This window comes from Serratia sp. Ag1, from assembly GCF_000743355.1.
Taxonomy (GTDB): domain Bacteria; phylum Pseudomonadota; class Gammaproteobacteria; order Enterobacterales; family Enterobacteriaceae; genus Chania.
In genome coordinates, this window is record NZ_JQEI01000016.1 from 1 (window position 1) to 21,504 (window position 21,504).

The 21,504-nt window shown below is 53.4% G+C and carries 22 protein-coding genes; 9 read left to right on the top strand and 13 right to left on the bottom strand.

Features of this window, described 5'->3' with window-relative positions:
- The 3 genes from IV04_RS10140 to IV04_RS10150 form a co-directional block, all read left to right on the top strand.
- Positions 1 to 303: phage terminase small subunit P27 family (locus IV04_RS10140; protein WP_051916749.1), on the top strand; the 303-nt coding region annotated here is incomplete at its 5' end.
- A complete protein-coding gene (locus tag IV04_RS10145; RefSeq protein ID WP_037395074.1) occupies positions 287 to 1,948 on the top strand; it encodes a terminase large subunit in 1,662 nt (553 codons plus the stop codon). The genes IV04_RS10140 and IV04_RS10145, both read left to right, overlap by 17 nt.
- A 12-nt stretch (positions 1,949 to 1,960) precedes the next feature.
- Complete coding sequence (locus IV04_RS10150) at positions 1,961 to 2,584, top strand: tail assembly protein (protein ID WP_037395071.1); 624 nt, start codon at positions 1,961 to 1,963, stop codon at positions 2,582 to 2,584.
- Between the two features lie 64 nt (positions 2,585 to 2,648).
- Here IV04_RS10150 and IV04_RS10155 read toward each other — a convergent pair whose 3' ends face one another.
- The 13 genes from IV04_RS10155 to IV04_RS10215 all read right to left on the bottom strand — a co-directional run bounded on the left by IV04_RS10155 (position 2,649) and on the right by IV04_RS10215 (position 14,016).
- Positions 2,649 to 3,209: a hypothetical protein gene (locus IV04_RS10155; RefSeq protein WP_037395068.1), complete on the bottom strand. Its 561-nt coding sequence runs from the start codon at positions 3,207 to 3,209 to the stop codon at positions 2,649 to 2,651.
- 180 nt (positions 3,210 to 3,389) lie between these two features.
- Complete coding sequence (gene fis, locus IV04_RS10160; protein ID WP_003855228.1) at positions 3,390 to 3,686, bottom strand: DNA-binding transcriptional regulator Fis; 297 nt, start codon at positions 3,684 to 3,686, stop codon at positions 3,390 to 3,392.
- 20 nt (positions 3,687 to 3,706) lie between these two features.
- Positions 3,707 to 4,672, bottom strand: a complete 966-nt coding sequence (gene dusB / locus IV04_RS10165) for a tRNA dihydrouridine synthase DusB (protein ID WP_037395061.1) — start codon at positions 4,670 to 4,672, stop codon at positions 3,707 to 3,709.
- A gap of 379 nt (positions 4,673 to 5,051) precedes the next feature.
- Positions 5,052 to 5,789: a carbonic anhydrase gene (locus IV04_RS10170; RefSeq protein ID WP_037395058.1), complete on the bottom strand. Its 738-nt coding sequence runs from the start codon at positions 5,787 to 5,789 to the stop codon at positions 5,052 to 5,054.
- A gap of 193 nt (positions 5,790 to 5,982) precedes the next feature.
- Positions 5,983 to 6,864: a 50S ribosomal protein L11 methyltransferase gene (prmA, locus tag IV04_RS10175; RefSeq protein ID WP_037395055.1), complete on the bottom strand. Its 882-nt coding sequence runs from the start codon at positions 6,862 to 6,864 to the stop codon at positions 5,983 to 5,985.
- A gap of 11 nt (positions 6,865 to 6,875) precedes the next feature.
- Complete coding sequence (panF, locus tag IV04_RS10180) at positions 6,876 to 8,321, bottom strand: sodium/pantothenate symporter (RefSeq protein ID WP_037395053.1); 1,446 nt, start codon at positions 8,319 to 8,321, stop codon at positions 6,876 to 6,878.
- A complete protein-coding gene (locus IV04_RS10185) occupies positions 8,311 to 8,553 on the bottom strand; it encodes a YhdT family protein (RefSeq protein WP_037395051.1) in 243 nt (80 codons plus the stop codon). Before IV04_RS10185 ends, panF begins: the two co-directional genes overlap by 11 nt.
- Positions 8,554 to 8,703: 150 nt before the next feature.
- Complete coding sequence (gene accC / locus IV04_RS10190; RefSeq protein WP_037395048.1) at positions 8,704 to 10,053, bottom strand: acetyl-CoA carboxylase biotin carboxylase subunit; 1,350 nt, start codon at positions 10,051 to 10,053, stop codon at positions 8,704 to 8,706.
- 11 nt (positions 10,054 to 10,064) lie between these two features.
- Positions 10,065 to 10,526, bottom strand: coding sequence for an acetyl-CoA carboxylase biotin carboxyl carrier protein (gene accB / locus IV04_RS10195; protein ID WP_037395045.1), 462 nt, complete (start codon positions 10,524 to 10,526; stop codon positions 10,065 to 10,067).
- 32 nt (positions 10,527 to 10,558) lie between these two features.
- Complete coding sequence (gene aroQ / locus IV04_RS10200) at positions 10,559 to 11,011, bottom strand: type II 3-dehydroquinate dehydratase (protein ID WP_037395042.1); 453 nt, start codon at positions 11,009 to 11,011, stop codon at positions 10,559 to 10,561.
- A gap of 286 nt (positions 11,012 to 11,297) precedes the next feature.
- Positions 11,298 to 11,897 carry a protein-methionine-sulfoxide reductase heme-binding subunit MsrQ gene (gene msrQ, locus IV04_RS10205; RefSeq protein WP_037395038.1) on the bottom strand — a complete coding sequence of 200 codons (600 nt, stop codon included), beginning with the start codon at positions 11,895 to 11,897 and terminating at the stop codon, positions 11,298 to 11,300.
- Positions 11,898 to 12,899 (bottom strand): protein-methionine-sulfoxide reductase catalytic subunit MsrP, encoded by a 1,002-nt coding sequence (gene msrP, locus IV04_RS10210; protein ID WP_037395036.1) that lies wholly within the window; start codon positions 12,897 to 12,899, stop codon positions 11,898 to 11,900.
- 139 nt (positions 12,900 to 13,038) lie between these two features.
- The gene (locus IV04_RS10215) at positions 13,039 to 14,016 is read right to left on the bottom strand and encodes an MDR family oxidoreductase (protein WP_037395034.1); all 978 of its coding nucleotides are present in this window, start codon (positions 14,014 to 14,016) and stop codon (positions 13,039 to 13,041) included.
- A gap of 420 nt (positions 14,017 to 14,436) precedes the next feature.
- Between IV04_RS10215 and csrD the strand changes: the two genes are divergently transcribed.
- The 6 genes from csrD (at position 14,437) to rng (ending at position 21,468) form a co-directional block, all read left to right on the top strand.
- A complete protein-coding gene (gene csrD / locus IV04_RS10220; RefSeq protein WP_037395031.1) occupies positions 14,437 to 16,368 on the top strand; it encodes an RNase E specificity factor CsrD in 1,932 nt (643 codons plus the stop codon).
- Between the two features lie 322 nt (positions 16,369 to 16,690).
- Entirely contained in the window at positions 16,691 to 17,734 is a 1,044-nt protein-coding gene (mreB, locus tag IV04_RS10225) for a rod shape-determining protein MreB (RefSeq protein WP_021180765.1), read from the top strand.
- Positions 17,735 to 17,828: 94 nt separating this feature from the next.
- Positions 17,829 to 18,833, top strand: a complete 1,005-nt coding sequence (mreC, locus tag IV04_RS10230; protein ID WP_037395025.1) for a rod shape-determining protein MreC — start codon at positions 17,829 to 17,831, stop codon at positions 18,831 to 18,833.
- Positions 18,830 to 19,318, top strand: coding sequence for a rod shape-determining protein MreD (mreD, locus tag IV04_RS10235; RefSeq protein ID WP_037395023.1), 489 nt, complete (start codon positions 18,830 to 18,832; stop codon positions 19,316 to 19,318). Before mreC ends, mreD begins: the two co-directional genes overlap by 4 nt.
- A gap of 55 nt (positions 19,319 to 19,373) precedes the next feature.
- Positions 19,374 to 19,958 carry a nucleoside triphosphate pyrophosphatase gene (locus tag IV04_RS10240; RefSeq protein WP_037395020.1) on the top strand — a complete coding sequence of 195 codons (585 nt, stop codon included), beginning with the start codon at positions 19,374 to 19,376 and terminating at the stop codon, positions 19,956 to 19,958.
- A 40-nt stretch (positions 19,959 to 19,998) separates the two neighbouring features.
- Positions 19,999 to 21,468: a ribonuclease G gene (rng, locus tag IV04_RS10245; RefSeq protein WP_037395016.1), complete on the top strand. Its 1,470-nt coding sequence runs from the start codon at positions 19,999 to 20,001 to the stop codon at positions 21,466 to 21,468.
- Positions 21,469 to 21,504 lie beyond the last annotated feature (36 nt).

Sequence of the window (21,504 nt, forward strand, 5' to 3'; positions counted from 1 at the left end):
TGGAAAGCGAGAGCCAAGCAACTGATGGAACGCGGCGATTTAATTGATGCCGATTGGCGCAACCTGGAATTGTATTGCCTCAACTACTCGATGTACCGCCGTGCCGTGGCAGACCTTGCGGCGCGTGGTTTTTCGGTTGAGGGTTCACGCGGTGCCACCACCACCAACCCCGCGCTGAAGGCCAAATCGGACGCCGAAAAAATCATGATCAAAATGTCTTCCCTGTTGGGTTTTGATCCGGTATCCCGCCGCCGTAATCCGGTAGAAATCGACGAGGAAGACGAACTTGACCGCCTGGGATGAATACGCAGAAGCGATAAAAAGCGGTGAAATACCGGCGTGTAAGCGGCTAAAACAGGCCGTAAACCGCTACTTTTCCGACCTCAACAACCCCCTTTACGTGTTCGATACGGCCACTGTAGAGCGTTTTGTCGCTTTTTCTCGCCTCTGTCCCCACGTTAAAGGCCCGTTGCGCGGCAAGCCGATCGCGCTTGAACCGTGGCAGCAGTTCGCCTTTGCCAACCTGCTGGGCTTCAAATTGGCGGCTACCGGTCGCCGCAAGTACCGCAGCGCCTACATTCAGGTACCGCGCAAGAACGCCAAATCGACAGTGGCCGCGATGCTGGCTAACTGGTTCCTGGTGATGGAGCACGGCCAGCAGGACATTTACACCGCCGCCGTGAGCCGGGATCAGGCCCGTATCGTGTTTGATGATGCCCGGCAGATGTGCCTGCTCTCCAAACCGCTGCGCAAGCGGGTGGCTATCCAGCAGCACAAGCTGATTTACGCCAAATCCAACAGCCTGTTAAAGCCGCTGGCGGCCAGAGCCTCCACCATTGAAGGGACTAACCCGAGCCTGGCGGTGGTCGATGAATACCACCTGCACCCGGATAACGGCGTGTATTCGGCGCTCGAGCTGGGGATGGGGGCACGCCCTGAAGGCATTCTGTTTGCCATCACGACAGCCGGCAGCAACATCGTATCGGCCTGCAAGCAACACTATGACTACTGTTGCCAGATATTGGCCGGGGAAGAAGAGAATGAATCGCTGTTCGCGTTGATCTACGAGCTGGACGACGAAACCGAAGTAGACGACCCGGCGAAGTGGGTGAAGGCCAATCCTAACCTGTCGGTATCCGTGGATGTGGCCGCGCTGGCCGATACCATCCAGAAGGCCCGCGGTATTCCCTCGCAGTGGGTGGAAATGCTGACCAAGCGTTTCAATATCTGGTGCCAGGGTGCAACGCCGTGGATGGGGGAAGGAGCCTGGAAAGCCTGCGCCGCCGACTATACCGAAGCCGACCTGGAAGGGCTGACGTGTTACGCCGGTATGGATCTCTCTTCCACCAGTGACATTACCAGCGTTTGCTACACCTTCCCGCTAGAACGCCGCGTGCGCCTGCTGACGCGCCACTATATCCCTGAAGCCCAACTGCAGAACCCGGCCAATAAGAACCGCACTTTGTACCGCCAGTGGGTGAAACAGGGCTGGTTACGCACCACGCCGGGGGATTGCATCGACTATGACCGCATCCGTGATGATGTGCTGGCCGACGCTGAGCGCTTCAACATCGAGCTGGTGGGCTTCGATACCTGGAACGCCACGCAGATCCGTACCCAGCTTCAAGGGGCTGGCCTCGATGTGGAGCCGTTCCCGCAAACCTATGTGAAATTCAGCCCGGTGGCGAAATCGGCGGAGGTGTTCGTGAACCGTAAGGTGATCGAGCACAACGGCGATCCGGTGCTGGCCTGGGCGATGGCTAACGTGGTGATGGAAACCGACGCCAACGCCAATATCAAGCCGAACAAGAAGAAGGCCGCCAACAAGATAGATCCGGCGGTCGCCTTCCTGATGAGCTTTGGCACCTATCAGCTACAGCATGAAGAATTTGCCTTCGACATGAGCGAAGAACAACAGCAGCGCCTTGCGGCGTTCAACGGTATTTAACAGGAGATCATTATGAACACACTTGATAACCAGAAAAGAACGATCAGGCTCTACGGCCCGTTGCGCCAGTTTGTGAAAGACAACCAGAAAGGCATCATTGAAATGTGTGTAAAAACGCCAGGGGAAGGGGTTAAGGCGTTATGTACTGTATTGCCTGGGTTTGAAAAATTCATGCTGACCAGCAAGGCCAAAGGGCTAACCTTTGCCATATTCAACGGCAAACGGAACATTGGCAAAGATGAGTTGGATTTTAACGGCACTGACGAGATCAGGATCGTGCCGGTCATTATTGGCAGCAAACAGGCCGGAGTGTTTCAGACCATTCTTGGTGCTGTGCTGGTTGGGGCCGCCGCCATCATGTCGGGAGGGTTAGGAGCCGCATTTGCAGTTAAAGGGCTTGCAGGGGCGATGGCAATGACGGGAACCGCTATGGCGCTGGGTGGTGTCGTTCAAATGCTGTCACCCATGCAAGGCGGCTTAGCAATGCGAGAGAGCCCTGACAATAAACCGTCTTACGCCTTCGGCGGGCCGGTAAACACCATCGCCCAGGGCAACCCTGTGCCGATTCTCTACGGCAAGCGCCGGATCGGTGGCGCAATTATTTCTGCTGGGATTTACGCAGAAGATCAGCAGTAGTGATTCAATTTTGGGGCTAGTGGTGCTCTCTAGCCCTTTGAAATTTAGGTGGAATGCTTAGTAATCACAAAGGCTTTCTGCCGAAAACCACTATTGGAAGTAGAGCCATTCCCTTTTCAGTGAGGCTCCAAAGATACCCATTTTTCCCAGCTCTTTTTTCTACTAATTTCTGTTGCTGTAACCAGTTCAGCTCTTCCAATACTACGTCTCTAGGATAATTTGCCTCTTCAGCAATCCCACTTGGGTAGCGTGCATTATATTCGGTATTAAGAAGGGCGCTCATGATAGCTTCACGCGCTTTTGTAATATCGGAGGCTAGAGTTTTGAGCTCTTCTGTATTGTTAGTTTGTTCTGAGATAACAGCCTCTTGAGCTCTCCGTTCTCTCGTTTTTGCTTCAAAGCCAGCGCCTTTGAATGACTCCAGTTTATCAATGTTACTGAAAGCTAAACCAATCGCCCCAGCAACAATGGCAAGCGCCATTTCCGCAGGGCGCCCAAGTAATGCCATAAGCGAACTTAGGCCGAAAAGAACCAAGACAGATAAGTTTTCAAGGTTAGAAAAAATAGCGCCCAGGGTTGAAAGGTGCTTCCCTCTAGCTTTTTGCTTTCCATTGATCGTGTTCATTCTAGTCTCAATTGAAGTCTTAAAATCGGGCTCTATTCTATCAGACCAAGTGCTTTTATGAGTGTACTGGTTTGTTATTGTTCATCATCATGTGTAGTCTATGGTGTAGTCATTTAAAAGAAAAAGGCGCTTAACCGAATGAGGAAAAGCGCCTTTTATCAATACGTTAACTGATTAGTATCAGTTCATGCCGTATTTTTTCAATTTCTTGCGCAACGTACCGCGGTTGATACCCATCATCAGTGCTGCACGGGTTTGGTTGCCACGGGTGTATTGCATCACCATGTCCAACAATGGCTGTTCAACTTCAGCCAATACCAGCTCATACAGGTCACTAACATCTTGACCATTCAGTTGAGCAAAATAGTTCTTCAGTGCTTGCTTAACCGAGTCACGCAGAGGCTTTTGAGTCACTTGGTCCTGTGAGTTCACGGTTGAAACGGTCAGTACGTCAGAATTTACGCGTTGTTCGAACATAGTTCTGTCAGCTCTTTTTTTTACGCTAGATTTTCGAAATATGCCTCCAACGCCTCCAGCTGTTCGCTGGCATCCTCTATGGCGTTGAATGTGCGCCGAAACTGGTCATTTGGGGCATGCTCCTGGAGATACCAGGATACGTGCTTACGAGCAATCCGGAATCCTTTGCCTTGGCCATAAAAACCGTGCAGTTCCCGAATGTGCTCTATCAACAAGCGCTTCACTTCGCCAAGTGGCATCGGTGGCAGCAGCTCCCCTGTGTCCAGATAATGCTGGATTTCCCGGAAGATCCAGGGTCTCCCCTGAGCAGCGCGGCCTATCATCAGGGCATCGGCCCCAGTGTAGTCAAGCACTGCTCTGGCTTTATGCGGGTCAGTAATGTCGCCATTCGCGATAATCGGAATGGAAACACTCTGCTTAACTGCCCGAATGCTGTTGTATTCCGCGTTGCCGTTGAACAGGCAAGCACGGGTTCGGCCATGAATCGTCAAGGCCTGTATACCGCAGTTTTCGGCCAGTTGGGCAATCTCTACACAGTTACGGTGTTCTGGTGCCCAGCCGGTACGGATCTTAAGCGTAACCGGCACATCCACGGCGTTAACCACCGCGTGGAGGATCTGCTTAACCAGATCCGGGTACTGCAATAACGCAGACCCTGCAAGCTTCCGGTTCACTTTCTTGGCCGGGCAACCCATATTGATGTCGATGATCTGTGCGCCGCTGGCCACATTAATGCGCGCCGCAGCAGCCATATCATCAGGATCACATCCGGCGATCTGCACGGAACGGATCCCTGGTTCATCACTATGTACCATACGCAGACGTGACTTATCCGTGCGCCACACCTCCGGATTGGAGGAGAGCATCTCGGATACAGCCATCCCAGCTCCCATTGCATGACACAAGGTTCTGAATGGGCGATCGGTGATCCCGGCCATCGGGGCCGCAATCAGGCAATTTGTTAACTGGTGGTTTCCAATGCGCATAGACAAAGACTGACCATACTGTGTCCGCAAGGGCGCGTATATTACGCATTTTTTCGTCGAGATGAAAGGCCAAACTTTGACCAATGTGCTGCTATTTATCAACGAAAACGCGGCTCACAGCGGTTTATATAAATATTGTATTTATTTAACAACAGCTTGACGTATTACGCTTAATTTCCGAGCAATGAAATATTCCTGTCACAACAGGATTTTATCTTTAAATGATGCGAATTTGAGCATGCAACATCAGGTGTACAGCAGAATTATCAGGGTAAAGCTTTGACAAGACGTGAAAAATAATGACAGAAAACATCGTCACTGAATCGTTTTAGCGGCCCACCGCCCCCCAGAGGAGACAGCGGTGAGCATACCTTAGACATTAATCGACGATAACGCGGCCATTGAGCGGCTGTACCGGGCGATTATTGGCATGGTGGACAACCGAACGGAATTGACCGATCTGCTCGGCAGAAGCGTTCACCGGGTGATCCAGAACCATCCAGGTTACGCCTTCAGAGCAAGGTGGTGTAGTCAGTGAACCGCTGAAGCGGTAGAAGTTGAACTGCTTAGGCAACAGGGCCTGAATATCAACCGGTTTGGTCAGGACTGCAGTCTGATCAACCTGAGTTGGCATTTGCTGCCAGGCTTGTGCCAGTTGCGGGTTGGCTTTACCTTCCTGGAACATCAGCGCCAATACCGCCAAAGCACCGTCTTTGTCTTTATAGACGAAATGGGCCTCCAGCGGGAACTGCTTGCCGTCGATCTCGTTTTCGCTCGGTGCATGGAAGTGGAACTGCTGCAGCGTAAAGGTATCGTTATCCAAACGCAGGGTATTACCTTCGCTAACGTTAACCTGAATGGTATGGCCGTTATTGATGATTTGCTGTTTACCCGGCTGGAAAGCTAAATCAAGCTTACCGTGATGCGTTTTCAGTGCACCTTGGATATTGACCGGTGACTGGTTCTTGCCGGTTTCACACAGTGAAAAATCAGGGGAGAGTTTGCCCCAATGTGCCGGATCTTCCTGACCTTCGTAACTCCAATGCTGGTGTTGCTCTGCCGCACCGATTGAGAAGCTGGCTGCCAGCATGACTGCCAGTAGTAATTTTCCTTTCATCTTCCACCTCTATTACAACTAAAACGTGAATAGTTTTTGGCGTGCATCACATTAGATAGCTGATAGCCTTTGCCAAGTTTAGGAGGATACGCCCGGCATTCCCGAGGATAAATCAGTGTTTTCTGAGGGAAAGATGGAAAACCACCGGAAGTAATTAAATTTCTGGTGGTTTTTTTTGAGAGGAAAAATGTAACTATTTACGTTGGCCTGTGATGCGGCACCATTCTTCGCGTTCGGCAACCGGATCGAGCGTGAATTTGTCTGCATAAGCTTCAGCAACGCTCTGGGCTTGAGTCGCCAGAACGCCAGAGAGGCCAAGGTAGCCACCGGTTTTTGGCAGGCAGCCGATGAGCGGGGCCAGTTCACGCAGTGGGCCTGCCAGAATATTGGCAACCACCACGTCAGCCAGCAGATCGGCGGGCTGATCTTTCGGCAGATACAGCTCCAAACGTTCTGAAACGCCGTTACGCTGCGCGTTGTCGCGGCTGGCCTGAATAGCTTGGGGATCGATATCAATACCGATAGCGCGCGTTGCACCGAGTTTCAAAGCGGCAATCGCCAGAATGCCGGAGCCACAGCCGAAGTCGATGAGGGTTTTGCCCGCCAGATCCAGTCCGTCGAGCCATTGCAGGCAGAGCGCGGTGGTGGGGTGAGTCCCTGTGCCGAACGCCAGGCCCGGATCGAGCATCACGTTAACCGCATTCGGATCCGGCACGTCGCGCCAGCTTGGGCAGATCCACAGCCGCTCGCCGAAACGCATCGGGTGGAAGTTATCCATCCATTCGCGTTCCCAATCTTTATCTTCCAACTGCTCGATTTTATGGCGGAAACCGGCACCCAGCAGTGGATGCTGTTCCAGCATGGCAACCACATCAGCCATATCGGTCTCGGCATCGTACAGGCCAATCACATCGGTATCGCCCCACAGCAGGGTTTCGCCCGGCAAAGGTTCAAATACCGGGTTGTCGTGGGTGTCCTGAAAGGTCACCGATACCGCGCCGCTTTCAACCAGCGCATCGCTCAGGTTTTCGGCCTGCTTGCCGGTGGTGTTCAGTTTTAGTTGGATCCAAGGCATAACAATTCTCTTCAAGAGGGTAATGATAACGCCAGCCGACGCTTTTCGCCGCACAGGTTACCGATATAAAACGCCGTCAGGCTGAGCAGCAGCGCAGGCACAATCGGGTGCAGCCCTGCCAGTTGCAGCTTGAAGCTGGCCAATAGCGTATAGCATAACGCACCCGTGACCATTGAGCTAAGCGCTCCCTGCGCGTTGGCACGCTCCCAGTACAGGCCCAACACCAGCGGCCAGAGGAATACTGCTTCCAATCCGCCGAAGGCCAGCAGGTTCAGCCAGATAATCATTTCCGGTGGCCGCCAGGCGGCCAATAACACCAGTAACCCCAGGATCAGGGTGGTCAGGCTGGAGAAGCGTTTGATCATCTTCTCATTGTGTACTTGCTGTGGCCGCACGCCCAGATAAAGATCTTTGATAATGGTCGCGGAGGATTGCAGCAATTGCGCATTGATGGTCGACATGATCGCCGCCATCGGCGCGGCCAGGAAGATCCCGGCGGCGTAAGGTGGCAGCACGGTGATCATCAGCGTCGGGATCACCTGATCGGGGATCTTCAGATCGGGGATCACCGCACGGCCCAAAGCTCCCGCCAGATGCATACCGAACATCAGCACTGCCACCACGATGGTGCCGAGGATGATCCCGCGATGCACTGCTTTGCTGTCTTTGTAGGAAATGCAGCGCACGGTGGTGTGCGGCAGGCCGATTACGCCGAAGCACACCAGGATCCAGAACGAAGCCATAAACGGCAGGCTGAGGATCTGCTCACCGCCCTGCGGTGTCACTAAGGCCGGATCGATCTGCTGCAATTTATCTACTGCACTGTGTAAGCCGCCCGCCGCGTGGATCACCGCCACCAGCAGCAATACGGTGCCGAGCAGCATGACCAACCCTTGCATCGCGTCGTTAAGCACGCTGGCACGGAACCCGCCGAACGCGGTGTACAGCGCAATGCTGACGCCAAAAATCAGCAGGCCGGTATCGTAGGGGATGCCCGCTGCCGTTTCCAACAAACGCGCACCGCCGATAAACTGCACCGTCATGGCCCCGAGAAAGGCCACCAGCAGGCTGAGACTGGCCAGCCAGACCAATAGGCGGCTCTGGTAGCGGGCGAACAGCATGTCGTTCAGGGTGATGGCATTGTAGCGCCGCGCCAGAATAGCGAATTTTTTGCCCAGTACCCCGAGCGAGAGCCACACAGCGGGCAGTTGGATCATTGCCAGCAGCACCCAGCCGAGGCCGTATTTATAGGCTGCACCGGGCCCGCCGATAAACGAACTGGCGCTGATATAGGTGGCGGTGAGCGTCATTGCCAGCACAAAGCCACCCATTGAGCGGTTGCCGAGGAAATATTCACTGAGGAAGTTGCCGGTCTGGCGGCGGCTGTAGGCATAAATCGACAGGCCGAAAACCAACAGCAGGTAGGCAATCAGCGGCAAGATCACTTCAATTTGCATCGCTATCCTCCAGGGGAATATCGCGGAATACGCCGCGCACCATCAGCCAGCACAGGCCGATAAACAACAGCGGCACCAGCAGGCACGCCATTTCGAACCAATGTGGCAAGCCGGTGATGCCCGTGGCGCTATCCGGCAAGTAGGCCGCCAACGACCACGCCAGCAGGTAGAGTAGCGTCAGACCCAGTGCCCAGCGCGCCTCGCGATGAGCTTGAACAAAGCGTTGTTCCATCCGTGCCTCCAAGGGTTTACGGTGATGGATTGGCAAAGGAGAGGATTTTACGACAAGATCGGCGTTTGCCCAGCGTTAAGTTGGCTGCCGCCGTAAAGAAAAAGGCCGATGAATCATCGGCCTTGGTCGGAAAATGTACAACTGATGAGCTTAGGTCTCTTGCAGGCCCAGCTTCTTTTCCAGATAGTGGATATTGGTGCCACCGTGCTGGAAGTTCTCGTCGTTCATGATCTTTTGCTGTAGTTCAACGTTGGTTTTGATGCCATCGATGATCAGTTCAGCCAGTGCGTTTTTCATACGGGCAATGGCCACGTCACGGCTTTCACCGTAAGTGATCAACTTACCGATCATGGAGTCATAGTACGGCGGCACGGTATAACCGGCGTAGATATGAGATTCCCAACGTACGCCGAAACCGCCCGGCGCATGGAAACGGGTGATCTTGCCTGGGCTTGGCAGGAAGGTGTTCGGATCTTCAGCATTGATGCGGCATTCCACCGCATGGCCGTGGATCTTCACTTCATCCTGTTTGATCGACAATGGCTGACCGGCAGCGATACGCAGCTGTTCTTTGATCAGATCCACACCGGTGATCATTTCGGTTACCGGGTGTTCTACCTGAATACGGGTGTTCATTTCGATGAAATAGAACTCGCCGTTTTCGTACAGGAACTCAAAGGTGCCTGCACCACGGTAGCCGATCTCCACACAGGCTTTCGAGCAGCGTTCGCCGATGTAACGGCGCAGTTCCGGGGTGATCCCTGGCGCTGGTGCTTCTTCAACCACTTTCTGGTGGCGGCGCTGCATTGAGCAGTCACGCTCAGCCAAGTAGATGGCATTGCCCTGGCCGTCTGCCAACACCTGAATCTCGATGTGGCGCGGGTTTTCCAGGTATTTTTCCATATAGACCATGTCGTTGTTGAAAGCCGCTTTGGCTTCCGCTTTGGTCATGGTAATGGATTGTTCAAGATCTTTGTCGTGGCGCACCACGCGCATACCGCGACCGCCGCCGCCGCCAGAGGCCTTGATGATCACCGGGTAACCGATGCGCTTGGCGAAGGCACGGTTTTTATCCATGTCGTCGGTCAGTGGGCCATCAGAGCCTGGTACGCAAGGCACGCCAGCCTTTTTCATCGCGTTAATGGCGGAAACCTTGTCGCCCATCAGGCGGATGGTGTCAGCACGCGGGCCGATGAAGATAAAGCCGGAACGTTCGACCTGCTCGGCAAAGTCGGCGTTCTCGGACAGGAAGCCGTAACCTGGGTGGATCGCCACTGCGCCGGTGATTTCCGCTGCAGAGATGATGGCCGGGATGTTCAGGTAGCTTTTAACCGAAGGCGCAGGGCCTATACACACGGTCTCGTCAGCCAGCAGTACGTGTTTCAGATCGCGATCGGCGGCAGAGTGAACGGCCACGGTCTTGATACCCAACTCTTTACAGGCACGCAGAATACGCAACGCAATCTCGCCACGGTTAGCGATAACAATTTTATCAAGCATGATGCGCCTCGTTATTCGATGACGACCAATGGCTCGTCATATTCAACCGGCTGGCCGTTTTCTACCAGAATGGCTTTCACCACGCCTGACTTGTCAGCTTCGATTTGGTTCATCATTTTCATGGCTTCAACGATGCACAGGGTGTCGCCAACTTTCACTTGCTGGCCCACTTCCACAAAGGCTTTCGCGTCTGGGCTTGGCGTGCGGTAGAAAGTCCCAACCATTGGGGAACGAACAATGTGGCCACTCATGGCCGCAGGTGCTGCTGGGGTTTCTGCGGCAACAGGGGCAACGGCAGTTGCCTGAGCGGGTTGCTGCTGGGCTGGCATGGCGTACTGTTGCATCATTGGGTAAGCCTGCACCGGTGCGGCACGGCTGATGCGAACTGACTCTTCGCCTTCAGAGATTTCCAGTTCAGAAATGCCTGACTCTTCAACCAGTTCGATCAGTTTCTTGATTTTACGAATATCCATGAGTGTGATTCCGACTCTTTTTTGCGTAGCAATTAGTTGGATTTTGACAAACGGCGAACCGCTGCCTGTAAAGCAAATGTGTAGCCATCCGCGCCAAGACCGCAAATCACACCTACCGCAACGTCAGAGAGGTAAGAGTGATGGCGGAAAGGCTCGCGGGCATGCACGTTAGACAGGTGGATCTCGATAAACGGGATCTGCACCGCCAACAGTGCATCACGCAGCGCCACGCTGGTATGCGTGAACGCGGCAGGGTTAATCAGAATAAAATCCGTATTACCGCGTGCCTGATGAATGCGATCGATTAACGCATGTTCAGCGTTGGATTGCAGATGGCTCAGGGTAATATTTAGCGCATGCGCCTGGTTTTCCAACCCGTTAACAATCTCTGCCAACGTCGTGCTGCCGTACTTCTCTGGCTCACGCGTCCCCAGTAGATTCAGATTGGGGCCGTTCAAAAGCAAAATGTGAAACTTATCCGCCATTGTGCTGCTATCTCCGGCAATAAAACCATCATTGAAGAAAATAACCCGATGTCACCGATTTGTCACCTGCCAGACGACGATTTCATGCCATCTGCAGGTACAAGGGCGGGCATTATAACGATATCGTGGCAATTCGCAGCTAAATACTGGTCTTATCAGCGAAGATATTCAACCCTGAATTGACAAAGTGATAACCCTATTATCGGATTATGAGGGATAGAACACAGAAAAGTTCCCTGCCAGAAGAGGGGATTTTCACCGTCAATCGAACCCATTCCGGCAGGATTTAGCGCCACCCGCTACGAAATTTTCTGTAACGCAGGGCCAGTAACAGCAGTGCCAGCAGAGCATAAATGAAGGGCTGCGGCGAAAAGACTTTTACCGACCAAAGATAGTGAATGGGTGCCAAGATGGTCACCAGATAGACGCAGTTGTGCAACTTTTGCCATTTTGCCCCCAACTTGCGTTGGGCCCAGAGGGTGGAGGTGGCCGCCAGTGCGAACAGCAGCAGCCAACTGACGATGCCGAGTGTCAGATACGGGCGGGTGAGCAGTTCGCGGCCCAACAGGTGGATATTGCTCAATCCCAATTCAAGCAGCGAATAGCTGAGTAAATGTAATGTGGCCCAGGCAAAACACCACAACCCCAGCATACGGCGGCAGCGGATCAGCATCGGCTGGCGCGCATAGCGGGCAAGAGGCGTGACGCATAAGGTAGCCAGCAGTAATTTGAGCGCCATTCTGCCGGTAAAATGCTGGATATCTTTCGCCGGATCGGCACTGAACCCGCCTTGATTGACCGCCAGAATCAGCCACAGGAACGGCAGAAAAGCCGCTAAAGTGATCGCCACTTTCAGCCAGCGAATATGCGTTGGGGTTAATCGCACCTAGAAATTCTCCCGTAAATCCAGACCGCGATACAGCGAAGCCACCTGATCGGCATAGCCATTGAACAGCAGTGTCGGTTGGCGCTGAACATCCAGAATGCCACCGGCACCGATGAAACGCTCGGTAGCTTGTGACCAGCGTGGATGATCGACATGCGGGTTGACGTTGGCGTAAAAGCCGTATTCATTGGGGGCGGACAGATTCCAGGTAGTTGGTGGCTGTTCGCGTGTCAGGCTGATTTGCACAATCGATTTGATGCCCTTGAAGCCGTACTTCCATGGGGTGATCAGCCGCAGCGGTGCGCCGTTCTGCGGTGGCAGCGTTTTGCCATAGACACCGACGGTCAGCAAGGCCAGCGGATGCATGGCTTCGTCGAGCCGCAATCCTTCGACATACGGATATTGCAGGCCGCCGCCGATAAAGCGATCTTTCTGGCCGGGCATCTGCTCAGGATCGTACAGGGTTTTAAAGGCAACATAGCGGGCGTTACTGTTGGGCTCCGCCAGCTTAAGCAGTTTGCCCAGCTCAAAACCGATCCAGGGCACCACCATCGACCAGGCTTCTACGCAGCGCATGCGATAAATACGTTGTTCGAGTGGGAAACGCTTCATCAGATCGTCAATATCGAGCGTGATCGGTTTACTGACTTCGCCGTCGATCTGCACTTTCCAGCCTTCGGTTTTCAGAGCGCCCGCGTTAGCCGCAGGATCGGCCTTATCCAGACCAAATTCGTAAAAGTTGTTGTAGCCGGTGACTTTCTCTTCCGGCGTCAGGGGCAGGTTAGCCTGCCAGATCTCCGGCTTGCTGAACTCCAGTGCTCTGCCGGGGGGCGCTTTGGGCCGATCATTATCTTTAAACCATGACAGCAAATCGGCCTGTGCCTGGGTGGGCAAAGCCAGAGACGCGGCGGTGATCCCCAGCGCCTGGAGGACTTTGCGCCGCTCATAAAACACGCTCTCCGGCGTGACATCGGCTTCGGTGAGTGTTCTTTTTTTGTTCATTATTTGTTCTCCGCAGGTAACGGCCTAAGCATGGCGTGAAAGCTAGCCTAATGCGAGAGGTAGGATGTAAAAATGAATGGCAAGAGGAATCAGGGGACTTTCCCTCTTCTGCAGGAAGAGGGAATAACTTACTGCTATTTCAGCGGATTTTCACCAGAGTACGGCCAGTCACCTGATTGTTCATCAGTGCAGCGGCAGTAGCAGGCACCTGTTCGAGCAGGATCTGCTGCGTCGCTTGTTGGTAGAAGCTTTCCGGCAGAATACTGGCCAAGCGCTCCCAGGCGGCTTGGCGGCGCGGGAAGGGGGTCTGCACCGAATCGATCCCTTGCAGGCGCACATTGCGCAGAATAAAAGGCATGACCGTGGTGGGCAACTGGTAGCCACCCGCCAGCCCGCAGGCGGCAACCGTGCCGTTGTAATTCATCTGCGCTAAAACGCGGGCCAGCAATTTGTCGCCCACCGTATCGATTGCTCCGGCCCACAGCTGTTTTTCTAACGGGCGTGGTGTTTCGATATAATCGCTGCGCGGCAAGACTTCGGTGGCTCCGAGCGATTTCAGATAGCCGGTATTGTTATCGCGGCCACTGATCGCCGTCACGCGATAACCTAGCGCAGCAAGCAGGGCTATCGCCGTGCTGCCGACGCCGCCGCTGGCACCGGTAACCAGAATGTTGCCGTCTGCGGGTTTTATCCCGCCTTCTTCCAACGCCATCACGCAGAGCATAGCGGTAAAACCTGCCGTACCGAGAATCATCGCTTTGCGTTCATCCAGCCCCGCAGGCAGTGGAACCAACCAGTCGCCGGAGACTTGAGCCTGCTCAGCCAACCCGCCCCAGTGATTTTCACCAACCCCCCAGCCGGTGAGCACCACGCTCTGGCCCGCTTTAAATCGTTGATCTCTACTGCTGTGCACGCGGCCAGCGAAATCGATACCGGGCACCATCGGAAAATTGCGGATAATCTTTCCTTTTCCGGTGATCGCCAGTGCATCTTTGTAATTGAGGCTGGACCAATTAATGTCGACCGTCACATCGCCCGCAGGCAGCCGATTGGCGTCGATATTTTTGACCTGCGCCAGAGTTTGGTCGCCTTGTTGTTCCAATAACAGTGCTCGCATGTCACCCTTTCCTTTTATTTCATACTTGATATGAATGTTTGAATCGGTTTAGTTTGACTATATGCATAATAAGAATGTGTGTCCTGATGAAGGACAAAAAAATAGCGCTTAATAGTTTTCTTCGTCAGCTATGCTTGATAGGTTGGTAACGGTAACTTGATGCCAGGTAAGGAAAAAAAACACTTTTTAAATGCGTTGAAATCAAGTTGCTGTGTTGCATTTATACCCAAAATAATTCGAGTTGCTTGTAGGCGGCAACCGAATGAATCCCCAGGAGCTTACTTGAGTAAGTGACTGGGGTGAGTGAGGGCAGCCAACACCCAAGCAACTTGAAGTATGACGGGTATATTCGAGCAGATACGGGGCCTTTATCTATTAAAGGATGATCTTTCGTTTAACTATTGTGGACAAAGCTCGAGGATGAGATTTACTACTAAGCTCTCTGCATTGATCACCCTGCTCGTTGCCTTGGCCATGTTTCTGATGTTGATGGGGTGTTCTTACAGTTTCTTTTACGTGACTCAAGAACGTCTTGAACGTCGTTTCGACGCATTAGCGACGTCTCTCGATCAGGCGATGTTGCATGATGTTCCTCAAGCTCAAGATCACTGGTTGCCACTGGTGATGCGGCCACTCGGCATTATTGCCATCAGTGTTGATGCCGGAAAAAGCAACCTTTTTTCCTACCGGCTTTCAACAATAAAAATGCCCTGGGAGTCGCTCAATGGTTATCGGCAGACTTCGCTGATGATGATGCATCACCCTGGAACCATGCTAAACATCACGTATATCGATCCTCTCGCCAGCGATATCCGTTCATTGCAATCTACGGCGGCGGTCACCCTTTCTATTATCCTCATGATCGTGATCCTCTTGATCAGCCTGCGCTGGTTGCGTGAACAGACCGAAGGTGAAGATCGTCTTGAACGCCGTGCCCGGCGTATTCTTAATGGCGAGCGGGAAGAAGTGCTCAAAGGAGACATGCGCGAGTGGCCCGCCAGCGTCAGCGGGGCGCTCGATCGTCTGCTGGCGGATCTGGCCGAAGCGCGCGAAGAACGCAACCGAGTTGATACTCTGATTCGCGCTTTTGCCGCACAGGATGCGAAAACCGGCCTTAATAACCGTCTGTTTTTTGATAATCAACTGACGACGCAATTAGAAGAAGGGGGAGCGCACGGTATTGTCATGATGGTGCGGCTGCCTGATTTCGATACGCTGCGTGAAATTCACGGTAATGCAGCGGTACAGGAACTGATGTATTCGCTGGTGAACCTGCTGTCTACTTTTGTCATGCGTTACCACGATGCATTGCTGGCCCGTTATTTCCACAGCGACTTCACCGTATTGCTACCGCACCGCACTTTGAAAGAAGCCGACGGTATTGCGGCACAACTGATTAATGCTATCGATTCTTTACCTTCAACAACGCTGGTCGACCGTGAGGCATTCCTGCATATTGGCATTGTTGCCTATCGTAGCGGGCAAACCCCCGAACAAATTATTGATAACGCCGAGCAAGCTACGCGCAACGCTGCGTTACAAGGGGAAAATAGTTGGTACATTTACGATAGCGATGTACCGGAGAAAGGGCGCGGTAACGTCAAATGGCGTACCTTGCTCGAACAGGTATTGGCGCGCGGCGGGCCGGGGCTGTATCTGCAACCGGTGATCACCATAGATGGAGAAGTGCACCACCGTAAGGTGATTAGCCGGATCCATGATGGTGTGCAAGAGTTGCTGCCCGCAGAGTATTTACCGCTGATCAAGCAGTTTGGGCTGGCAGAAAGCTATGATCGCCAGCATATGAGTCGGATAATTCCGTTATTGGCCCTGTGGCCTGAAGAGACGCTGGCGTTCCCGTTGTGTGTCGATTCATTATTACAGCGCAGTTTTCAGCGTTGGGCTCGTGATATCCTGCTACAGTGTGAAAAAAGTTGCCGCCGACGAATTCTGATTGAACTTGCTGAGGCAGAAGTGTGTCAACATATCGATCGTTTGCGTCCGGTGCTACGATTATTCTCCGGTTTGGGCTGCCGTTTGGTGGTTTCTCAGGCCGGATTAACCGTAGTCAGTACCGCCTATATCAAGTCATTGCCGGTGGAGATCGTTAAGCTGCACCCAGGTTTGGTGAGAAGTATTGAGCGGCGTGATGAGAACCAACTGTTTGTACAGAGCCTGACCGGCGCCTGTGAGGGCACTAATACGAAGGTTTTTGCCGTTGGCGTGCGTACACGCAATGAATGGCAGACGCTGAAAGAGTGTGGAGTCCTTGGTGGGCAGGGCGATTTTTTTGCATCACTTGAGCCGATCGATGTCAGTCGTAAAAAATATTCGCGTCGTTATCGTGTTTAACCTGATGACCGGGCAAAAATTAACGTAGAATGGCCCGTCTTTTCCTGTGGGCGTCAATAGGTGCTTATCACCCATGACAATCAGGAAAAATGTTAAATTTTATGAGCTGTGTTACGCCGCCTGGTACGTTGATTTGGTGGGAAACTGTGCCCTGATTGAGGGATTTCAGCTTTCGTTCGTTTTCCGTGCATTCGGCTATAGACATCACAGACTATATTTTCACCGAAGCAGAACATTCTTGCGCCTTGTCGCTGCTTCGTGTGGTTGGTAAAGTAGGCGGATTTTATTTTCCGCCCCCAGCTTGCAGGATTATCCTTTCGTTATGTTTAAGAAATTTCGTGGCATGTTTTCTAATGACTTGTCCATCGACTTGGGTACCGCCAATACCCTAATTTATGTTAAAGGACAAGGCATTGTATTGAATGAACCGTCGGTGGTTGCCATTCGCCAGGATCGTGCCGGTTCACCTAAGAGCGTTGCGGCCGTGGGCCATGATGCCAAGCAGATGCTGGGGCGTACGCCTGGCAATATCGCTGCTATCCGTCCAATGAAAGATGGCGTTATTGCCGACTTCTTTGTGACGGAAAAAATGCTGCAGCATTTTATCAAACAGGTTCATAGCAACAGCTTTATGCGCCCAAGCCCGCGCGTGCTGGTGTGCGTTCCCGTGGGTGCAACCCAGGTGGAACGCCGTGCGATCCGCGAGTCTGCCCAAGGGGCTGGTGCGCGTGAAGTGTTCCTGATTGAAGAACCTATGGCTGCGGCGATCGGTGCTGGCCTGCCGGTATCGGAAGCAACCGGTTCCATGGTGGTCGATATTGGTGGTGGTACGACTGAAGTCGCGGTTATCTCGCTGAACGGCGTGGTGTACTCTTCTTCCGTGCGCATCGGCGGCGATCGTTTCGACGAAGCCATCATTAATTATGTGCGCCGTAACTACGGTTCACTGATCGGTGAAGCCACCGCAGAACGCATCAAACACGGTATTGGCTCGGCCTACCCGGATGATGAGGTGCGTGAGATTGAAGTTCGTGGCCGTAACCTGGCCGAAGGTGTGCCGCGTGGCTTTACCATGAACTCCAATGAAATCCTTGAAGCCTTGCAGGAGCCGTTGACCGGTATCGTCAGCGCGGTGATGGTTGCGCTGGAACAGTGCCCGCCAGAACTGGCTTCTGACATCTCTGAACGCGGTATGGTGTTGACCGGCGGTGGTGCGCTGCTGCGTAACCTGGATCGCCTGCTGATGGAAGAAACCGGTATTCCGGTGGTCGTCGCAGAAGATCCGCTGACCTGTGTGGCACGCGGTGGTGGCAAGGCGTTGGAAATGATCGACATGCATGGCGGCGATTTGTTCAGCGAAGAATAGTCAGCCCCAGATCGGTGGGATCGTATCGGATGACGGTAACCGCATGACGTCGGATACGGTCCCCCTTTCTGTTGTCGAGGAACTCGCATAATTTATGAAGCCCATTTTTAGCAGGGGGCCTTCCCTGCAACTACGACTTTTTCTGGCAGTGATCGCGGCTATTACCCTGATCGTTGCCGACAGCCGGCTTGGTACGTTCGCTAAAATACGAAACTACATGGATACCGCCGTCAGTCCTTTTTATTTTTTGGCCAATGGGCCGCGTAAAGTTTTGGACAGCGTTTCGGAAACGCTGGCTACCCACCAACAGCTCGAACTTGAAAACCGTGCTCTGCGGCAGGAACTGCTGCTGAAAAACAGCGATATTCTTCTTCTTGGTCAATTCAAGCAGGAAAATGCCCGTTTGCGAGAACTGCTGGGTTCACCGCTGCGCCAGGACGAACACAAAATGGTCACGCAGGTGATGTCGACCGGTTCTGATCCGTACAGCGATCAGGTGGTGATCGACAAAGGCTCGGATAACGGCGTTTATGAAGGCCAACCGGTGATCAGCGATAAAGGTGTGGTAGGCCAAGTGGTGGCGGTGGCTAAAATGACCAGCCGCGTGTTGCTGATTTGCGATGCCTCTCATGCGTTGCCGATCCAGGTGTTGCGTAACGATATCCGAGTGATTGCCGCAGGCAGCGGTTGTACTGACGATCTGCAACTTGAACATTTGCCGGGTAATACCGATATTCGCGTTGGTGATGTGTTAGTGACATCCGGCCTGGGGGGCCGTTTCCCTGAAGGTTATCCGGTGGCGGTGGTTTCCTCGGTGAAAGTGGATAACCAGCGGGCCTATACGGTGATTCAGGCGCGGCCAACGGCTGGCTTGCAACGTTTGCGTTATCTGTTGCTGCTGTGGGGGGCCGATCGCAATGGGACATTGCCGCTGCCGCCAGAGGAGGTTCATCGCGTTGCGAATGAACGCCTGATGCAGATGATGCCGCAAGTGCTGCCACCCGCAGATGCCATGGGCCCGCCAGCCCCAGCAGCCACCGGCACCGCCGTGCCACCTGCCGCTACGGGCACCCCGAACGGCTCTGGAGCAACCAGATGAACCGATACCGCAGCAACGGGCGTTGGATAATCTGGCTGTCATTTCTTGTGGCTCTGGTGCTGCAGATTATGCCGTGGCCAGAGCAAATCTACATGTTCCGGCCCTCTTGGTTGCTGCTGATCCTCACCTACTGGGTGATGGCGTTACCGCACCGGGTCAACGTCGGCACAGGTTTTGTGCTGGGGTTGATCATGGATCTGATCCTCGGTTCAACCCTTGGCGTGCGGGCGTTGGCGATGGGGATCATTGCCTATCTGGTGGCATTTAAATTCCAACTGTTCCGCAATATGGCCCTGTGGCAACAGGCACTAATCGTTATTCTGCTGTCGTTGGCGATGGATGTCGTGGTGTTCTGGGCGGAGTTTTTAGTGATTAACGTCTCTTTCCGCCCCGAAGTCTTCTGGAGTAGTGTGGTGAACGGCGTGCTCTGGCCGTGGTTATTCCTGCTGATGCGCAAGATCCGCCGCCAGTTTGCCGTACAATAACCAGCATGTGCCCAATGAATCTCCCGTTGCAGTTTGAAAGATGAGAAATATATCCATGGTTTCGCTTTATCTGGCATCCGGTTCCCCACGTCGACACGAATTGCTGACCTTGCTAGGCGTTCCGTTTGAAATTCTTCTGACGCACACCGAAGAGCAATGCCGCAGCGGCGAAGGCGCTGAAGATTATGTCTGCCGTCTGGCGCAGGAAAAGGCCACGGCGGGAGTCGCCCTGGCAACGCAGGATTGGCCGGTGTTGGGTGCGGATACGATAGTGGTGCTGGATGGCAAGATACTGGAAAAACCGCGTGACAAAGCGGATGCTGAACAGATGCTGGCAGCGTTGTCCGGTCAACGGCATCAGGTGATGACCGCTGTGGCGCTTGCCGATCGGCATCAGGTGTTGCACCAGTTGGTACTGACGGACGTAATATTTCGTAGCCTGTCGTCACAGGATATTCAAGACTATATCGCCACGGGCGAACCGATGGACAAAGCGGGTGCCTATGGCATTCAAGGAAAGGGTGGTTGTTTCGTCAGGTCGATAACGGGCAGTTATCACGCGGTAATGGGTTTACCACTGGTCGAGACACATGAGCTGCTCAGCCATTTTGTCTCATTACGAGATGCAAGAACCGGTTAATTGCAGGCGCAGGCATGGCCATCGGTTCTGAGGAGAAAACATGACAGCTGAGCTACTGGTTAATATCACACCGTCAGAAACGCGGGTGGCTTATATCGACGGTGGTATTCTGCAAGAGATCCACATCGAACGCGAAGCCAAACGCGGTATCGTTGGTAATATCTATAAAGGGCGCGTCAGCCGCGTGTTGCCGGGGATGCAGGCCGCTTTTGTTGATATTGGCCTGGATAAAGCGGCCTTCCTGCATGCTTCCGATATCATGCCGCATACCGAATGTGTTGCTGGTGATGAGCAAAAAAACTTCAATGTGCGCGATATTGCCGAACTGGTGCGCCAGGGGCAGGATCTGATGGTGCAGGTGGTAAAAGACCCACTGGGCACTAAAGGTGCACGCCTCACCACCGATATCACCTTACCTTCGCGCTATCTGGTATTTATGCCCGGTGCCGCCCATGTGGGGGTTTCCCAACGTATCGAAAGCGAAGCCGAGCGCGAGCGCCTGAAACGCGCCGTGGTGGGGTATTGCGACGATCTGGGCGGTTTCATCATTCGCACTGCGGCGGAAGGGATCGGTGAAGAAGAGCTGGCGCAGGATGCCGCTTTCCTTAAACGTTTGTGGACCAAGGTCATGGAGCGTAAAAAACGCAACCAGACCAAATACAAACTCTACGGTGAGCTGGCTCTGGCGCAGCGTATTTTACGTGATTTCGCGGGTGCCGCGCTGGATCGGATCCGCGTCGATTCGCGCCTGACGCACGATCAACTGGTGGAGTTCACCAGCGAATATATTCCCGATATCACCAACAAGCTGGAGCTGTACGCTGGCAACCAGCCGATTTTCGATCTCTACGACGTGGAAAACGAGATCCAGCGGGCGCTGGAGCGCAAGGTGGAGCTGAAATCCGGTGGCTACCTGATTATCGATCAAACCGAGGCCATGACCACCGTCGACATCAACACCGGTGCTTTTGTCGGTCACCGTAATCTTGATGAAACCATTTTCAATACCAATATCGAGGCGACGCAGGCGATTGCTCGTCAGCTGCGGTTGCGCAATCTGGGCGGTATCATCATCATTGATTTCATTGACATGAATAATGAAGATCACCGCCGCCGCGTATTGCACTCGCTGGAGCAGGCACTGAGTAAAGATCGTGTTAAAACCACGATCAACGGTTTTTCTCAGCTAGGATTAGTGGAGATGACGCGTAAACGCACGCGTGAAAGCATTGAGCATGTGCTGTGTAACGATTGCCCAACCTGCAATGGTCGCGGAACGGTGAAAACGGTGGAAACCGTCTGTTATGAGATCATGCGCGAGATTGTGCGGGTACATCATGCTTACGATTCCGATCGTTTCCTGGTTTACGCGTCAGCGGCGGTCGGGGAAGCGCTGAAAGGTGAAGAGTCGCATGCGCTGGCAGAAGTGGAGATCTTCGTCGGTAAGCAGGTCAAAGTACAAATCGAACCGCTGTATAGCCAGGAACAGTTTGACGTTGTCATGATGTGATCGTCTCTCCGCCCTGTTTGTACAGTGGGCAGCATG

Coding starts and splice junctions, on each gene's coding strand:
- IV04_RS10150 (WP_037395071.1), top strand. CDS start 1,961: ATGAACACACTTGATAACCAGAAAAGAACGATCAGGCTCTACGGCCCG.
- IV04_RS10155 (WP_037395068.1), bottom strand. CDS start 3,209: ATGAACACGATCAATGGAAAGCAAAAAGCTAGAGGGAAGCACCTTTCA.
- fis (WP_003855228.1), bottom strand. CDS start 3,686: ATGTTCGAACAACGCGTAAATTCTGACGTACTGACCGTTTCAACCGTG.
- dusB (WP_037395061.1), bottom strand. CDS start 4,672: ATGCGCATTGGAAACCACCAGTTAACAAATTGCCTGATTGCGGCCCCG.
- IV04_RS10170 (WP_037395058.1), bottom strand. CDS start 5,789: ATGAAAGGAAAATTACTACTGGCAGTCATGCTGGCAGCCAGCTTCTCA.
- prmA (WP_037395055.1), bottom strand. CDS start 6,864: ATGCCTTGGATCCAACTAAAACTGAACACCACCGGCAAGCAGGCCGAA.
- panF (WP_037395053.1), bottom strand. CDS start 8,321: ATGCAAATTGAAGTGATCTTGCCGCTGATTGCCTACCTGCTGTTGGTT.
- IV04_RS10185 (WP_037395051.1), bottom strand. CDS start 8,553: ATGGAACAACGCTTTGTTCAAGCTCATCGCGAGGCGCGCTGGGCACTG.
- accC (WP_037395048.1), bottom strand. CDS start 10,053: ATGCTTGATAAAATTGTTATCGCTAACCGTGGCGAGATTGCGTTGCGT.
- accB (WP_037395045.1), bottom strand. CDS start 10,526: ATGGATATTCGTAAAATCAAGAAACTGATCGAACTGGTTGAAGAGTCA.
- aroQ (WP_037395042.1), bottom strand. CDS start 11,011: ATGGCGGATAAGTTTCACATTTTGCTTTTGAACGGCCCCAATCTGAAT.
- msrP (WP_037395036.1), bottom strand. CDS start 12,899: ATGAACAAAAAAAGAACACTCACCGAAGCCGATGTCACGCCGGAGAGC.
- IV04_RS10215 (WP_037395034.1), bottom strand. CDS start 14,016: ATGCGAGCACTGTTATTGGAACAACAAGGCGACCAAACTCTGGCGCAG.
- csrD (WP_037395031.1), top strand. CDS start 14,437: ATGAGATTTACTACTAAGCTCTCTGCATTGATCACCCTGCTCGTTGCC.
- mreB (WP_021180765.1), top strand. CDS start 16,691: ATGTTTAAGAAATTTCGTGGCATGTTTTCTAATGACTTGTCCATCGAC.
- mreC (WP_037395025.1), top strand. CDS start 17,829: ATGAAGCCCATTTTTAGCAGGGGGCCTTCCCTGCAACTACGACTTTTT.
- mreD (WP_037395023.1), top strand. CDS start 18,830: ATGAACCGATACCGCAGCAACGGGCGTTGGATAATCTGGCTGTCATTT.
- IV04_RS10240 (WP_037395020.1), top strand. CDS start 19,374: ATGGTTTCGCTTTATCTGGCATCCGGTTCCCCACGTCGACACGAATTG.
- rng (WP_037395016.1), top strand. CDS start 19,999: ATGACAGCTGAGCTACTGGTTAATATCACACCGTCAGAAACGCGGGTG.